Here is a 15,582-nt window from a genome sequence, read left to right as displayed (position 1 = left end):
GGGGCAGGGCCGGGTGAATGACGGCTTCGCCTCCTTCACCCGGTGCAAGACACTTCGATCCCATCCCTGGAAAACGCTGCGCGGTTTTCCAGGCTATCGGTACGGATTCTCTTGTAGGAGCGGCCCATGGCCGCGATCACCCTCTACCGCCGCTCCACCGCCAATCCCATAGGGTGGACAACGGCGCAGCCTTGTCCGCCACCCCAATCCTCAGGGCTTCTTGCGCGCCTTGCCGAAGCCGGGTGACTTACGCACCGACTTGACCTTGGGCTTGCCATCTTCCACCCAGCGCCCCAGCGGCTTGTCGGACACCGGTGCGCCGACCTTGGGCTTTTTCGGCTTCTTGGGCTTTTTCACCACCAGCCCGTTGGGCCGGGTTTCCGGAACACGGTGATCGGGGATGAAGTCCGGTTCGTCGCGGCGCGGCAGGACCTGGCCGATGAGGGTCTCGATGGCCGCCAGTTGGTCCACTTCATCGGCGCAGACCAGCGAAACCGCCTGGCCCTGGTTGCCCGCGCGGCCGGTCCGGCCAATGCGATGCACGTAATCCTCGGCGACGATGGGCAGGTCCAGGTTGACCACCAGGGGTAGGTCCTGGATGTCCAGGCCGCGGGCGGCCACGTCGGTGGCGACCAGGATATCCGCCTCGCCAGCCTTGAAGCGGGCGAGGGCGCGCAGCCGCGCCGGCTGGGGCTTGTCACCATGGATGGACTCCGCCGCCAGGCCTTCGGCCTGCAGCACCTCCACCAGTTGTTCCACGCCCTTGCGCGTCTTGGCGAACACCAGCACCTGCTGGCGAGGACCGCTGCGATAGAGGTGCAGGAAGAGTTCGGTCTTGCGCTTCTTGTCCACCGGCACGACCCACTGCTTGACGGTCACGGCAGCCGTGTTGCGCGGGCTGACGTCGATGGTCTGGGGATCGCGCAGTACCGGAGCGGCCAATTGGCGCACGGCGTCGGAGAAGGTCGCCGAGAACAGCAGGGTCTGGCGCTTGCGCGGCAGCATGACGAACAGCTCGCCCAGTTGGCGGGAAAAGCCGAGGTCGAGCATGCGATCGGCTTCATCCAGCACCAGCAGCTGCACCTGATCGAAGCGCACGGCGTTCTGGCTGAACAGGTCGAGCAGGCGACCCGGGGTCGCCACCAGTACATCGACACCCTTGCGCAGTTTCATCATCTGCGGATTGATGCTCACGCCACCATAGGCCACCGCGGTGCGCAGCGGCAGGTGCCGGGCATAGTCATGCAGGCTGGCATGGACCTGCTCGGCCAGTTCGCGGGTAGGTGTGAGGATCAGCGCACGGATATGGTTGGGCGTCACCGCCGGACCTTCCTGCACCAGTCGCTGCAAGAGCGGCAGCCCGAAGGCGCCGGTCTTGCCGGTACCGGTCTGGGCCGCGGCCAGCAGATCGCGTCCGGCCAGCACCGCCGGGATGGCCTGGCGCTGGATGGGAGTGGGGGAGCTGTGCTCCAGGGCGGCGAGCGCCTGCAGCAGCGGATCGATGAGGCCGAGGTCGGCAAAGGTCATGACAGGCCCGGATGGCGACGAAAAGGGAGCGAATTCTAGGCCGACTGTGATGCGGGCTCAAACTTTGTAGCCAGGCGGCGGCTGCGGGCTGAATCCGGACGCGGCATAGTGGTCAGTTCTGCGTCCACAGGAGAGCCCATGAGCGATACCTCTGCCTTGCCCCCGGTACTGGCCGGTCCGCTGTTGCGCCGGGTCGAGTCGTCCCGGTTGCTGCTCTGGCTGGTGACCACCACCACCGAGACACCTGTGCCGCGGCTTTGGCAGGGTGAAGCCGAGTGGGGGATACAGAGCGAGGTTCAGTGCCTGCGCCTGGGTGAGCAGGCCTATCTGCAGTTGCTGGACGTCAGGCCCGAGATCGAGCTGCCGCTGGATACCTTCATCCAATACGACCTGCAATTAAGCGCGGGCGGGATCCGCGACTGGGCGCCGCATCTGCTTTCGGCCAACGGCGACCTGCCACGCCTGGTCCTGCGCGCCCGCTTCGATCATCTGCTCCACGGATCCTGTCGCAAGCCCCATCACTCCTCGGCCGATGGCTTGGTCGCGGTCGATCGCCTGCTGCAGGACTGTGCGACGCCCGAGGAGCGGCCGGCGGCGCTGTTGCTCACCGGTGACCAGGTCTATGCCGACGACGTGGCCGGCCCCATGCTGCTGGCCGTACAGGCGCTGATCCGGCGCCTCGGCCTTTATGGCGAATGTCTCGAAGGCGCCGTGGTGGCAGACAGCGATGCGCTGATGGCCCATGCCGCCAACCTCTATCACCGCGAAGACCTGCTGCCGGCCTTCAAGTCCAATCGGGCGCTGCGCGAGCGCTTCTTCGGTGGGGTGGAAAAGCCGATCTTCACCTCCACCAATGCCCACAATCATCTGGTGACCCTGAGCGAGGTGCTGGCGCTGTACCTGCTCAGCTGGTCGCCGACGCCCTGGACCCTGATCGAGGTCGTGCCACCCGTGCTCGACGACAAGGACCGCGAGCGGTACGCGGCCGAATCGGAGTGCATAAGGGCTTTCGTCGCGACGCTGCCCCAGGCGGCGCGGGCCCTGGCCGGAGTGCCGACCTTGATGATCTTCGATGATCACGATGTCACCGACGACTGGAATCTATCGGCGCGCTGGGAGGAGACCGCCTATGGTCATCCGTTCTCCCGCCGGATCATCGGCAATGCCCTGCTGGCCTATCTCCTCTGCCAAGCCTGGGGCAACGCGCCCGAGTCGGTGGCCAAACCCCTGGCGGCGGCCGATCGGCTACTGGCCACGGCCGCCGAAGACGGCTGGCTGGATTGCCAGACGCAGAATGCCTGCATCGACGACCTCTTGCGTTTCCAGGGCTGGCACTATGTGCTCAAGACCGAACCGCCACTGATCGTGCTGGACACCCGTACCCGCCGCTGGCGCAGCGAGCGGCGTCTGGGGCACCCCTCGGGGCTGATGGATTGGGAAGCCCTGTGCGAACTGCAGCAGGAGCTGCTGGATCATCCCTCGGCGGTGATCGTCTCGGCCGCGCCCATGTTCGGCGTCAAGCTGATCGAGGCGGTGCAGCGGATCTTCACCTGGTTCGGCCAGCCGCTGATGGTGGATGCCGAGAACTGGATGGCCCACCCCGGTGCCGCCAAGACCATGCTCAATATCTTTCGCCATCGCCGTACCCCGGGCAACTATGTGGTGCTCTCGGGCGATGTCCACTATTCCTTCGCCTACGACATCCGTATTCGCGACAGGCGCGGCGAGCCACGGCTGTGGCAGATCACCAGCAGCGGTATCAAGAACGAGTTTCCGCCGCGTCTGCTGGCGACCCTGGACAGGCTCAATCGCTGGCTCTATGCGCCCTGGTCGCCCCTCAACGGCTTCACCAAGCGACGGCGCTGGGAGTTGCAGCCGCGTCTGCCGGACCGCCGCGAGGCTGGCGAGCGCCTGTGGAACGGGGCCGGTATCGGCCAGGTGCTACTGGATGAGGAAGGGCGCCCGGCGGTGATCCGCCAGCACAATGCCAATGGCTCCCCAGCCACCGAGTTCGTCGAGCGCCCGGCCTGACGCTAGCGGCCGGCCAGCCAGCGCAACACGCCCTGGCCCGCTGCCCGACCACTGGCGAAGCAGGCGGTGAGCAGATAGCCGCCCGTGGGAGCTTCCCAATCAAGCATCTCGCCGGCACAGAAGACCCCCGGCAATTGCCGTAGCATCAGGCCGTCGTCCAGCGCCTCCAGGGGCACGCCGCCAGCGCTGCTGATGGCTTCCGCCAGGGGGCGCGGTCGGACCACGGTGAGGGGCACGGCCTTGCAGGCCTGGGCCAGCCGGGTCATGTCCTGGAAGGCCTCGGCCGGAGCCAGCTCGCGAAGCAGGGCGGCTCGGGCGCCGTCGATTCCGGCATGGCGCCGCAGATGGTTGGCAAGGGACTGGCTGCCACGGGGTCTGCAAAGGGCCCGGTCCAGTTCGGCCAGGTTGCGCTGGGGTGCCAGATCCAGGCTCAGGGTCGCCTGGCCGTCGCGGTCGATGGCCGTACGGATCTCGGCAGCTAGCGCGTAGACCAGGCTGCCTTCGATCCCGGCATCGGTCAGGACGAATTCGCCCTGGCGCGCTGGCTGGCCGGGCAAGGCCAGGGCGGCGGGCTTGATCGGCGCGCCGGCATGGCGGGTCTTGAGAAAATCGCTCCAGCCCTTTACCTCGAAACCGCAGTTGGCCGGTTCCAGTAGGCGCAATTCGATGCCGCGCGAGGCCAGCAGGGTTTGCCAGGCGCCATCCGAGCCCAGGCGTGGCCAACTGCCGCCGCCCAGCGCCAAGACGCAGGCTTGTGGTTGCAACAGCCGTTCACCTTCTGGAGTGGCGAGGCGTAGCCGGCCTTCGGTGTCCCAGCCGAGCCAACGGCTGCGGGTATGGATCCGCACCCCTTGGTCACGCAGGCGATGTAGCCAGGCGCGCAGCAGGGGCGCGGCCTTCATGTCGGCGGGAAACACCCGCCCCGAGGTGCCGACGAAGGTCTCGATGCCCAGCTCATGGATCCAGGCGCGCAAGGCGTCGCTGTCGAAGGTATCGAGCCAGACGCCTACCTGGCTTTTGCGCTCACGGTATCGCTGACGGAACGCTGCCTGCTCTTCAGCATGGGTGATGTTCATACCGCCCACGCCTGCCAGCAGGAACTTGCGGCCGACGGAGGGCATGGCATCGAAGAGGTCGACAGGCATGCCGGCTGCGGCCAGGGTCTCGGCCGCCATCAGACCGGCGGGGCCACCCCCGATGACAGCGACGGCAGGGGTGGAAGGGGAGAGCGGCATGGCGGCATCCAGGAGACTACGGAAAGGCCGCCATTGTACGCGAGGTGCTAGTCTCTTAGACCACGCCGGCTTGGCCCAGTGGCGCTGCCAAGGGCTCCTCCAGGCGCTCGGGCACCAGTGGCTCGGTCCGGCCGGGCGTGAGGATCACCTTGCGACAGTCTTCCTGCTTCTTGTCGAAGATCTTGTAGCCTTCGACCGCCTGCTCCAGGGACATCCGGTGGGTGATGATCGCCTCGGGGGCGAGATCGCCGCGCTCGATATGTTCCAGCAATTCCGGCAGATAGCGCTGGACGTGGGTCTGACCCATCTTGAAGGTCAGGCCCTTGTCGAAGGCGTCGCCGAACAGAAAGCCATGGATGAAGCCGGCATAGACCCCGGGGACACTTACGGTGCCACCGCGTCGTACGGCCGCGATGCACTGGCGCAGGGCCTTACCACTGCTGCCTTCCAGCTTGAGGTTGGCGAGAATGGTCTCGGTGGTGCTGCCCTTGGCCTCGAAGCCCACGGCATCCACGACTCCGTCCACGCCCCGCTTGCCGGGGGTCTGCTCGATGATGGTGGCCGCCGGATCGTCGTCCTCGTCGAAATTGATCGGGATCACGCCATAGGTCTGCTGGGCATAGGCCAGGCGGTAGGGGTGGTGGTCGACCATGAAGATACGGTCGGCACCCAGCATCCGCGCGCAGGCGGCCGACAGCAGGCCGACCGGTCCGGCGCCATAGATGGCGATGCTCGAACCCTGGCCAATGCCGGTGTTGAGCACGGCCTGCCAGGCGGTGGGCAGGATATCGGAAAGGAACAGCACCTTTTCGTCAGCGAGGGTGCCGGGCACCTTGAAGGGGCCGGTATTGGCCTTGGGTACGCGCACGTATTCGGCCTGGCCACCCGGTACGCCACCGTAGAGATGGCTGAAGCCGAACAGCGCCGCGCCCGGCGGGATCTGCTTCTTGTTGAGAATGGCGCCGCGTCCGGTATTGGTGGTCTCGCAGGCCGCGTAGAGATCCTGGTTGCAGAAGAAGCAGCTGCCGCAGGCGATGACGAAGGGAATCACCACCCGGTCGCCCTTCTGGACCGCGGTGACGGCCGGCCCGGTTTCCTCGACGACGCCCATGAACTCGTGGCCGAAGATATCGCCATGCTCGACCGTGGGAATCTTGCCGCGATACAGGTGCAGGTCCGAGCCGCAGATGGCCGTGGCGGTTACCCGCAGGACGATGTCGTCGGCATCCTGGATGGTCGGATCAGGTACGGTATCGACACGGACATCGTGGGCACCGTGGTAGGTCAAGGCTCGCATGGCGGTCTCCGTTGGTAGCGTTTACCTAGAGGTGGAGGCCGCCGCCAGCCGAGCGGTTCCGCAACGTCAGACCGATGGTATGGCACCTTGATGGCGACCGATCACCGGCTTTCGCTGCCATTGCCCGGTCCAGAGCCGGGCAAGCGGGACGGCGTCAGCGGTTGCGGATGTAGACGGCCTTGCCGGCGCTGCCATCGGCGGGATCCCGTTCCTGAACCTCGAATCGATCGCCATGGGCCTTTACCAGGCCGCTGAACTTGCGATGCCCATAGAGGCGGGCATCGAAGTCCGGACGCACCTTGCCCAGGTTGGTACCGACCAGCCCCAAATTCGCCCAGCCGCCTTCGTCGGAGGCATCTTCCACCGCCTGTTCGATGAGCTTGAGGATGGCGCTCAACTTGGGCTTGCCGCGGTTGCTGCTGGCGGGCTTGTCGGCAGGCGTCGTCTCGCGATTTTCCTCGCGTGGCTTGGACCTGAGGATTTCGGTGTAGATGAATCTGTCGCACGCCGAGACGAAGGGATCCGGCGTCTTCTCCTCGCCGAAGCCATAGACCGTCAGCCCTTCCTCGCGCAGTCGCGCGGCCAGGCGGGTGAAGTCGCTGTCGCTGGAGACCAGGCAGAAACCATCGAAGCGCCGGGTGTAGAGCAAGTCCATGGCGTCGATGATCAGGGCGCTGTCGGTAGCGTTCTTGCCCTTGGTGTAGCCGAATTGCTGCACCGGCTGGATGGAATGGTCGAGCAGCACCTTCTTCCAGCTGTTCAGTTGCGGCTGGGTCCAGTCGCCATAGATGCGCTTGACGCTGGCCACGCCGAAGCGGGCGATCTCGGCCATGAGCCCGTCGACGATGGCGGCGGGTGCGTTGTCAGCGTCGATCAGCACGGCCAGGCGTGCCTGGCTGGATTCGGATGTCTTGGCGGTCTTGCTCATGAAAACTCCCGTTCAGTTCAGGCCCAGCTCATGCCAGACCTGGGTCGCCGTGTGGTGCAGGATCCCGTGGCGGCGGGCCAGGGCGGTGCGATCGGCCGAGTAGCCGCCGCCGATCACCCCTGCCACCGGTATATCCGCCGCCAGGCAGCGTCGCAAGACCAGGCCATCACGAGCCGCGAGGCCGGCGTCGGTGAGCGCCAGATACCCCAGGGCATCGTCGCGATGCACATCCACCCCGGCGTCGTAGAGCACCACGTCGGGCTGGTGGAGGGGCAGCAGATAGCCCAGGGCGTCGTCGAGGACCCGCAGATAGCCAGCGTCGTCCAGGCCGCGTGGCAACGGGATATCCCAGTCGCTTTGCGCCTTGCGTGCCGGATAGTTGGTGGCGCAGTGCAGCGAGACGGTGATGGCGTCAGGGACCTCGGCGAGAATGCGCGCCGTGCCATCGCCCTGGTGGACGTCGCAATCCAGGATCAGTACCCGCCCGGCCCGACCACTTTCCAGCAGTGACAGCGCCAGGATCGCCAGGTCATTGAAGATGCAGAAGCCGGCTGGATAGTCATGGTGGGCATGGTGAGTGCCGCCGGCGAGGTGGCAGGCCAGGCCATGCCGCAGCGCCAGCTCCAGTGTGAGCAAGGAGCCGCCCACCGCGCGGACGGTGCGGCGCACCAGGGCTTCGCTCCAGGGCAGGCCCAGCTGGCGCTGCAGCGGTGGTGCCAGTTCGCCGGCCTGGAAGGCCTGGATGTAGTCGGGCGCGTGTGCCAGGGCCAGCAGCGCGTCTGGGCATGGCTCGGGGCGCTGCCAATTGTCCGCGCCCAGTATGCCGGTCGCGCTCAGGTGCTCGTGCAGCAGGCGAAATTTATCCATCGGAAAGCGATGGCTGGCGGGGAAGGGCGGACTGTAGTCCTCGTGATAGACCAGCGGCAGGCGAGCGCTCAAAACACCAACAGCTCCAGGATGAACCAGACGATCCCGGTGCAGAAGCCCAGCGCCAGGAGGAATAGCAGTCCGTCGCGGGCGATCAGCGACAGGGCGAAGGAGGTCAGGGCCAGACCGGCCGTGGTGTTGGCGAAGGGCACCAGATCCAGCACCGGCATGGTCGCGGCGATGAGGATGCAGAGCAGGGCAGTGACGAAGTGCGCCGGTCGCGAGGTGAGCACCCGCAGGCGTGACCTGACCACCTTGTCCACCCACCGCGCCGGTTTCTGCAGCAGCCGCAGCGATTTGCGCAGCTTGCCGCGCGAGACATTGCGCTGCAGGACCCAGCGCGGCAGCCAGAAATGGTCGCGTCCCAGCAGCAACTGGGCACTCACCAGCATCACGAAGACGGCGATGGCCGTGGCGATGCCGGGAATGCCGGTCAGCGGCGAGATCGCCAGCACGCCTGGCAAGAGGATCATGGGGCCGAAGGAGCGACTGCCGATGGCATCGATCAGATGCTGGACCGACACCTGCTCGGGACTGTTGCCCACCCGTTCGAGACAGGCCAGGAAGCTCTGGAGATCCACCGGGCCATCCTGCCCGGCGTCACAGCTGGCTGGCTCGCGCTCCAGGGCTTCGTCACTCATGGCTGCTCGGCGTCCAGCATGCGGCGAATCCAACGGGTCAAATCCTGGCGACCATAGGGCTTGTTGAGGATGGGAAAACGCTCGCCATTGCCTTCTTCGACGTCCAGGGCATTGTTGGCATAGCCGGTGGTGAGCAGGATACGCAGGTTCGGTTGCCGCTTTTGCGCCTCCTTGGCCAGCATGACGCCGTTCATACCGCCGGGCATGATCAGATCACTGAACAGCAGATCGATGGAAGGCTCACGGGCGAGGATATCCAGAGCCTGTTGCCCGTTGTGCGCGACCAGCACCTGATAGCCGGTTTCTTCCAGGATGGCCTGGGCCAGGGCTGCCACGTCCGGGCGGTCGTCCACCACCAGAATCGTTTCGGAGCCACCGCCATCCTCGTGCAGGCTAGGGAGCGGCGCCGGATGCTCGCGTGCCTCCTCCTCCGAGACCGGGAAGTAGAGACGTACCGAAGTCCCTATCCCAACTTCGGAATAGAGTCGGACCAGACCGCCCGACTGCTTGAGAAAGCCATAGACCATGGACAGGCCCAGGCCGCTGCCCTGGCCCTCGTCACGGGTAGTGAAGAAGGGATCCAGCGCACGCCCGAGCACATCGGTGGACATGCCACATCCGGTGTCGGTAAGGGCGATGCAGACATAGTGTCCCTGGGAAAGTCCACCATGGGCCAGATCCTGCCCATTGACCTCTACATTGAGGGTTTCCAGGGTCAGGGTGCCGGTACCACGCTCCAGCATGGCCAGGCGGGCGTTGTCGATGATGTTGAGCAGCGCTGTTTCCAGCTGGATTGGATCGAGGCGACAATTCCACAGACTGTGGGCGGGACGGAAGATGAAGCGGAAGGGGGCGCCCAACGCCTGCGAGAAACGTCCCTGGCCGGCTTCGATGAGCTTGTTCAGGTCCACCGCACGCCCGGTCAGGCGCTGCTTGCGGGCGAAGGCCAGCAACTGCTGCGTCAGGGTCGCGGCTCGATTCACCGCATCGCGGGTGTTGTCGACATGCCGCTTGGCCTTGTCGCGGTCCAATTCGGGACGATTCAGATTGATTCGCAGGATGTCCAGGTAGCCAACCATCACCTGTAGCAGGTTGTTGAAATCGTGGGCGATACCGCCTGTGAGTTGGCCCAGCGCCTCCATCTTCTGCGACTGGCGCAAGGCGTCCTCGGCATCGCGGCGGCGGGACACATCCAATTGCGAGGCAAAGTAGTAGATGAGCGTGCCTTCCGCGTCGAGGACCGGCGATATGAAGAGGGCATTCCAGAAGGTGGTGCCATCCTTGCGGTAGTTCAGCAACTCGACATTGCAATCGCGGTGTTCGCGCAGGGCGTTGCGGATTTCGGCGATGTGTTCCGGACGGGTATCAGGCCCCTGCAGGAAACGGCAGTTGCGGCCCATCACTTCATCCAGCTCGTAGCCGGTGGTGCGCAAGAAGGCCTCGTTGGCGAAGATGATCGGATTGTCCGGCTGATGCGGGTCCGTCACGATCATCGGCATACGCGTCTTCTTCACGGCCGCGAAGAAGACGTCGTTGTGCCCGAGACGCTTGCCCAGCTCCGCAATCTGAGGCGCGGAGGGTGCAGGAGACGAAGCGGTTGAGGTTTCGGTCATGGAGAGAAAGCCTGCGAGCGAACAGCGAATACCCCCATTGTGACCACTATTGCAGCCACAAGCTCCACCAATTGTCGTCATACGATGAGTAACGTGGGCAGATGCACGGCGAACGCACAGGATTTGACCGGTTTTGCGTATGATGACCGCTCTCTGTCAAGGAACCCTACCCATGAGCAAGGTGCTGGACAACCTGGTCGATCTCCTGAGCCTCGACTCCCTGGCTCCCGACCTGTATCGCGGCGGCAGTCAGGACCTTGGCTTTCCCCAGCTCTTTGGTGGCCAGGTACTGGGGCAGGCCCTGTCGGCGGCCAGTCAGACCGTCCCGGCGGAGCGCCGCGTGCATTCCCTGCATGGCTATTTCCTGCGCGCCGGCTCGGCGGTGGAGGCGGTGACCTATCAGGTGGATCGCATTCGCGATGGCGGCAGCTTTTCCACGCGCCGGGTCACCGCCTTCCAGGGTGAGCAACCGATCTTCTTCTGCAGCGCCTCCTTCCATATAGAAGAGCCGGGTTTCGAGCATCAGACCACCATGCCCGAAGTGCCTGCGCCCGAGACCCTGCAATCGGAGATTGCCCATGCCCAGCGGTATGCCGAGCTGATTCCGGCGCCGCTGCGCGACAAGCTACTGGGACCACGCCCCATCGAAATGCGCCCAGTGGTCTTTACCGATCCCTTCAATCCGGAGCCCACCGAGCCGGTCCGCCACGTCTGGTTCCGCGCCACCGGCGATCTGCCGGATCAGCCGGCGCTGCACCGCTACCTGCTGGCCTATGCGTCGGACTTCAACCTGCTGCCCAGTTCGCTACTGCCCCATGGCACCAGTTTCTGGGATCGCTCGCTGCAGATCGCCAGTCTCGACCACGCGGTCTGGTTTCATCGCGATTTCCGCCTGGACGACTGGCTGCTGTACGCCATCGACAGCCCCTGGGCTGGCGGCGCGCGTGGCCTGTGCCGCGGCAGCATCTACAACCGCGCGGGCCAGCTGGTGGCCTCGGTGGCCCAGGAAGGCCTGATTCGCAAACGCGGCTGAACGCGCGCGCTCTAGCTGGCTATTTGCGCACCAGGCTTATACCCTCTTGCCTGCGAAGCACCGGGCGCCTGTCCAAAGGCGTCCCAGACACATCATTAGTTTGAGGCATCGTTCTTGAATCGACTCGAGCGCGTCGTAACCGGTATCCAGGGGCTGGATGAGATCTTGAAGGGAGGCCTGGTTGCAGGTGCGTCCTATGTCATCCAGGGTCGTCCGGGTTCCGGCAAATCGATCATGGCCAATCAGATCGCCTTCAATCATGTGCGTGGCGGTGGCCGGGTGCTGTTCGCGACCATGCTGTCGGAAACTCACGAGCGGATGTTCCAGTTCTTTTCCACACTGGATTTCTTCGATCGTTCCTGCATCGGGGATCAGGTCCAGTACCTGAGTGCCTTCGATACCATGGAAGGCGAAGGGCTGGATGAGGTCGTGCGGCTCTTGCGGCGAGAAATCAGCCGGCAGAAGGCCAGTCTTTTGGTGGTGGACGGCCTGCTCAATGCCCGCTCGCGCGCGGAAACGCCCATCGACACCAAGAAGTTCATCGCCGAACTGCAGGGGCACGCGGCCTTCGCCGGCTGTACGGTAATCTTTCTCACCAGCGCTCGCCTCGAAGACGGCAGTCCGGAACACACCATGGTCGATGGCGTGCTGGATCTGCACGAAGAGGACATCGGCAGTCGCAGTATCCGCCGTATGGCGCTGCGCAAGACCCGCGGTAGCGGAGCCCTGTCGGGTTTTCACGAATTCACCATCTCCAATGCCGGCATCACGGTGTTTCCACGGCTGGAAACCCTGTATCGAGATCCCTCGGCCGGGGCAACCTACCGCGTCGGTCACCAGCGGGTGACCAGCGGCGTGGCCTCGCTGGATGCGATGATCGAAAACGGGTTGCCGGAAAGTTCGACCACGCTGCTCATGGGGCCTTCGGGGGCCGGCAAGACGTCCATCTGCCTGAACTTCCTGGCCGCCTGCACGCCCGAGGCACCCGGTCTGATGTTCAGCTTCTATGAGCCGCCGGAGCGGCTGCAGCTCAAGGCCAATGCCCTAGGGCTCGATCTGGCCGGCCGTATCGACGAGGGCGCGCTGCATATGCACTGGCAGCCCACGACCGAATTGCGCCTTGATGAGGTAGGTCTGAAGCTGCTCGCGCTGGTCAAGCAGCATGGCATCAAGCGGCTGGTGATCGACAGTCTGGGCGCCATTGCCCGCTTCGCCCTGCCACAGGGGCGGCTCATCGAATACTTCAGCGCGTTACTGAACGAGCTGCGTACCCAGGGCGTCACAGTTCTAGCCACCTGGGAATTACGGGACGTGTTCGGCGCGGATATAGCAGCGCCGGCCCCCGAACTTTCCAGCATGGTGGACAATCTGATCTTGCTGCGATTCGTCGAGGCTGAGGCGGAGATCAAAAGAGTCCTGTCCATCCTCAAGGTGCGGGATAGCCTTTATGACCCCTCGCTACGTGAGATGGTGATAGACGATTCGGGAATCGAACTGAAAAAGGCGTTCAAAGACATGGTGAAGGTGCTTTCAGGTTCAGCCATGCCCTCAATACAACCATGATCGCGTCGGCTGGGAGAGCTTCCACATGACGACGATACTGGTAGTCGATGACGAATTTCTGATAGCGGACATCCTGGCCTTCGCTCTTGAAGACGAAGGCTACATGGTGGTCAAGGCGAGCAACGGTCGCCGAGCGCTAGACGTATTCGATCGCGAACTACCGTCGCTGGTCATCACCGATTTCATGATGCCGGTGATGAATGGCCGCGAGCTCGCAGAAGCGCTACGTGAACGTCAGGGCCTGCAGCACCTTCCCATCATCCTGATGAGTGGCGCTCAGGCGCATCTGGCGCAGGAGAGTTCCGAGCTGTTCGACGCCGTCTTCCAGAAGCCCTTCAATATCGGCGACATCGTGGAGACGGTACGCAAGCATCTCCTCACCCTCAATCAGTGAAAAGCCCCAAAACAAAAAGGCCTGTCTGAGCAGGCCTTTTTGTTTTGGGGCTGGCATCACGGCCAGCCCCGCGTCTCCGATCAGGAGCGCGACAGCAGTACGCCGAGGACGAAACCGATGCCACCGGCCACGGCCAGTGCGGTAAAGGGTTTGTCGGCCGTCACGTTGCGTGCGCAATCGACAGCCTGGCCATACTGCTCCTGCAGTTTGCCCTCCAGCTGACGGGACTTGCCCTCGGCTTGCCAGTCGGTGTTGCCGGTGGCGGCACCAAAGCTATCCTGGACCTTGCCGGTAGCGTCCTTGGCATTGCCTATGATCTGATCGGTATTCATAAATGCACCTCGTGTTGTGGGAACGGGGGAGGTCATGCCAAACGACATGCTTCCCTTATTGATCCGCACCAGACGCATTTCGTTCAGGTCCAGTTCGTTGTTCGCGATATCCATCGCGATTTGCTGCCGAGAGGATCCATGATTCCCAGTCGTCTTTCCGCCCTCTGCCTGCTATCGATCCTGGCCGGCTGCACCCTTCAGCAGCAGTCGACCGAGCCTGCTCCCCAGGCCGAAGACCTCTTCACTCGTCCTCTCATGCCAGAAAGCGTGCTACGAGACGGCTCTCGGCTCCAATTCGCGCTGGCCTTGCCGGAAGAGGGGTCGGCGCTGGTCGCTCTGGACTGCGCCGCCGACAAGGCGGAGCTGCTCTATCTCGATGGCGCCCAGCGAGTCTATCCGGGGCAGGTGAATGCCTATGCCGCACCGCTGCCCCTGAGCACCGCCAAGAGCGCCGCGCTCAGGCAGCGTGCCGATATCGCGGCACTTTGCGCCCAGCCGGCGAACACGGATTGGCGCGTCCTGGCCAGTTCCGCCGGTGGCGATACTCTGGTCATCGACCGCAACAGCCTGGTGGACGGTCAGGGCGTCCGTCGTTTTTGGGGCGGGCAGCAACTGGGCGTTACGGTCAAGACACCGCGCTATGGCGCCCCCGTGCGCCAGTGGCGTGAATCCCTGGCCGCGGATTGCACGGCGCGCCGCTACCTCCTGCTGGCGCGCTATGGCCTCGATGACAGCGGTCGCATCACCGATAGCGAACCGGCCAGGTTGACCCAGGAGGCCTTCACCACCGCTCCGGTCGAACGTCGGCATGTGCTGGAAGCCGTATGCGATCATCGTGACGCTCTGCTGGCCGCACCGCGAATGCCTGCGGTGGCGACCACTCCGGCCGCCGCGGTCCCAGCCTCGACCATGGCATCTCCGACCGAATTGCCTGTGGCCCAGCCTCAGCCATTGCAGGCCCTCCAGGCGCTGGCGCTACCCGCGCCCCGTGCCGCCATTCAGACCGTGGTGGAGGAGGGCGAGAGTCGCTACGCCGGCCAGTCTCATCCCTATCGCCAGGCCCTGCAGGTCAGTGCCGGCCCCTTGCCAGGCCTGTTCAGGTTCACTGCACAGGGCAAGGCAGCACGGATGGATGCGCTCAGCTGGCGTGGCCTGATCGATCTGGTACGGCGCACGGAGGTCGACAACGGTGGGTTGCCGGTCGAAGAATCGGCCAGCCTGACACACCTGACGTTCAATGGTGACTGGCGGGCACTGGCCGTGGGCAGTCAGGTCGGTTATCAGGCGCAGCAGACTTTGACCGGCAATCGGCAGGGTCGCGAGCAGCGGGAGATCCAGGTGTCCTGCAAGGTGGTAGCCGAGGGCGAGGCCCGCCAGCTACTGGCGTCCTTGAGCGGACGAGCCAAGACGCTGGAGTGTCGGCATGGCAAGGCGAGCAAGGGGCCCCTGAGTCACTGGAGCTATCTGGAGGACTATGGCTTCTTCCACATGACCAGTCTGGGTGCTGATGACGCCATGGGGCTGAAAAAGCATCTGGTAGAGCTGCGCTAGCCGCTGGACGATCAGGCAAGGGACGACCGGAGAGCGGCAAGAGTTCTCCTACGATATTTGCCTTTTAGGTAATGATCACTCTCTAAAAGGCTACTTTTTAGCGGATTGGTACTGGAGGTACGCTGTGTCTATTGAAACAGCACAACCAAGAGGTATTCGCTATGAAAGTCCTGGGTGTCCAAGCCATCGTTACCGTTCTGTTCCTGGGTCTACTGTCAGGCACCGCATCGGCTGCCAGCCGTGATGTGTCCAGCAAGTCCATTCGCGCCAATTCCCAGACCCAGTTCCAGTCGGAACATCCGGCGCGCGCCTCCGCGCTCTACCAGAACAACGCCAACTAGGTTGGTCGCTGTCACGACGCCCTGGCGATCCACTCATCGCCGGGGCGTCGGCTTTTCTCCACCGCGCCGCCGTCGCGGCTGGCTCCATCCCCCGCCCACGAACGCTCCCGAACCAGTACCTCCCTCCTGCGCCGATAACCCTTGCTCCAGAGCCTCTGGCGCGGCAGTC

At 64.3% G+C, this 15,582-nt stretch carries 14 protein-coding genes; 6 read left to right on the top strand and 8 right to left on the bottom strand.

The features are described from left to right. Positions 1-210 precede the first annotated feature (210 nt). Complete coding sequence (locus APT59_RS14010; RefSeq protein WP_059315419.1) at positions 211-1,527, bottom strand: DEAD/DEAH box helicase; 1,317 nt, start codon at positions 1,525-1,527, stop codon at positions 211-213. 138 nt (positions 1,528-1,665) lie between these two features. Here APT59_RS14010 and APT59_RS14005 point away from each other — a divergent pair, with 138 nt between their 5' ends. Further along, positions 1,666-3,558, top strand: coding sequence for a hypothetical protein (locus tag APT59_RS14005; RefSeq protein ID WP_059315418.1), 1,893 nt, complete (start codon positions 1,666-1,668; stop codon positions 3,556-3,558). A gap of 2 nt (positions 3,559-3,560) precedes the next feature. Here the strand turns inward: APT59_RS14005 and APT59_RS14000 are convergent, their stop codons facing one another. The 6 genes from APT59_RS14000 to APT59_RS13975 form a co-directional block, all read right to left on the bottom strand. Then, positions 3,561-4,793, bottom strand: coding sequence for a TIGR03862 family flavoprotein (locus APT59_RS14000; protein ID WP_059315417.1), 1,233 nt, complete (start codon positions 4,791-4,793; stop codon positions 3,561-3,563). A 55-nt stretch (positions 4,794-4,848) separates the two neighbouring features. Next, positions 4,849-6,090 (bottom strand): zinc-dependent alcohol dehydrogenase, encoded by a 1,242-nt coding sequence (locus APT59_RS13995; RefSeq protein ID WP_059315416.1) that lies wholly within the window; start codon positions 6,088-6,090, stop codon positions 4,849-4,851. 154 nt (positions 6,091-6,244) lie between these two features. Continuing rightward, positions 6,245-7,018 (bottom strand): NYN domain-containing protein, encoded by a 774-nt coding sequence (locus APT59_RS13990; protein WP_059315415.1) that lies wholly within the window; start codon positions 7,016-7,018, stop codon positions 6,245-6,247. A gap of 12 nt (positions 7,019-7,030) precedes the next feature. Further along, positions 7,031-7,957, bottom strand: a complete 927-nt coding sequence (locus tag APT59_RS13985) for a histone deacetylase (RefSeq protein WP_059315414.1) — start codon at positions 7,955-7,957, stop codon at positions 7,031-7,033. Continuing rightward, complete coding sequence (locus tag APT59_RS13980) at positions 7,954-8,586, bottom strand: exopolysaccharide biosynthesis protein (RefSeq protein WP_059315413.1); 633 nt, start codon at positions 8,584-8,586, stop codon at positions 7,954-7,956. Before APT59_RS13980 ends, APT59_RS13985 begins: the two co-directional genes overlap by 4 nt. Continuing rightward, entirely contained in the window at positions 8,583-10,199 is a 1,617-nt protein-coding gene (locus APT59_RS13975; protein ID WP_059315412.1) for a histidine kinase famiy protein, read from the bottom strand. Before APT59_RS13975 ends, APT59_RS13980 begins: the two co-directional genes overlap by 4 nt. A 172-nt stretch (positions 10,200-10,371) precedes the next feature. Here APT59_RS13975 and tesB point away from each other — a divergent pair, with 172 nt between their 5' ends. From tesB to APT59_RS13960, 3 genes are all read left to right on the top strand, one after another. Continuing rightward, positions 10,372-11,232 carry an acyl-CoA thioesterase II gene (gene tesB / locus APT59_RS13970; RefSeq protein WP_059315411.1) on the top strand — a complete coding sequence of 287 codons (861 nt, stop codon included), beginning with the start codon at positions 10,372-10,374 and terminating at the stop codon, positions 11,230-11,232. 114 nt (positions 11,233-11,346) lie between these two features. Beyond that, positions 11,347-12,795 (top strand): ATPase domain-containing protein, encoded by a 1,449-nt coding sequence (locus APT59_RS13965; RefSeq protein WP_059315410.1) that lies wholly within the window; start codon positions 11,347-11,349, stop codon positions 12,793-12,795. A gap of 25 nt (positions 12,796-12,820) precedes the next feature. Further along, a complete protein-coding gene (locus APT59_RS13960) occupies positions 12,821-13,189 on the top strand; it encodes a response regulator (protein ID WP_059315409.1) in 369 nt (122 codons plus the stop codon). A gap of 80 nt (positions 13,190-13,269) precedes the next feature. On the opposite strand, the gene APT59_RS13955 is transcribed toward APT59_RS13960, so the two are convergent. Next, the gene (locus APT59_RS13955; RefSeq protein ID WP_059315408.1) at positions 13,270-13,521 is read right to left on the bottom strand and encodes a CsbD family protein; all 252 of its coding nucleotides are present in this window, start codon (positions 13,519-13,521) and stop codon (positions 13,270-13,272) included. A 138-nt stretch (positions 13,522-13,659) separates the two neighbouring features. Here APT59_RS13955 and APT59_RS13950 point away from each other — a divergent pair, with 138 nt between their 5' ends. Continuing rightward, the gene (locus APT59_RS13950; protein ID WP_059315407.1) at positions 13,660-15,072 is read left to right on the top strand and encodes a hypothetical protein; all 1,413 of its coding nucleotides are present in this window, start codon (positions 13,660-13,662) and stop codon (positions 15,070-15,072) included. A 161-nt stretch (positions 15,073-15,233) separates the two neighbouring features. Further along, positions 15,234-15,413, top strand: a complete 180-nt coding sequence (locus APT59_RS13945) for a hypothetical protein (RefSeq protein WP_059315406.1) — start codon at positions 15,234-15,236, stop codon at positions 15,411-15,413. Positions 15,414-15,582: the final 169 nt, after the last annotated feature.

Source organism: Pseudomonas oryzihabitans, assembly GCF_001518815.1.
Lineage (GTDB): Bacteria > Pseudomonadota > Gammaproteobacteria > Pseudomonadales > Pseudomonadaceae > Chryseomonas > Chryseomonas oryzihabitans_E.
The sequence above is the reverse complement of the archived record's forward strand: the minus strand, read 5'-3'. Positions and strand labels throughout refer to the sequence as shown.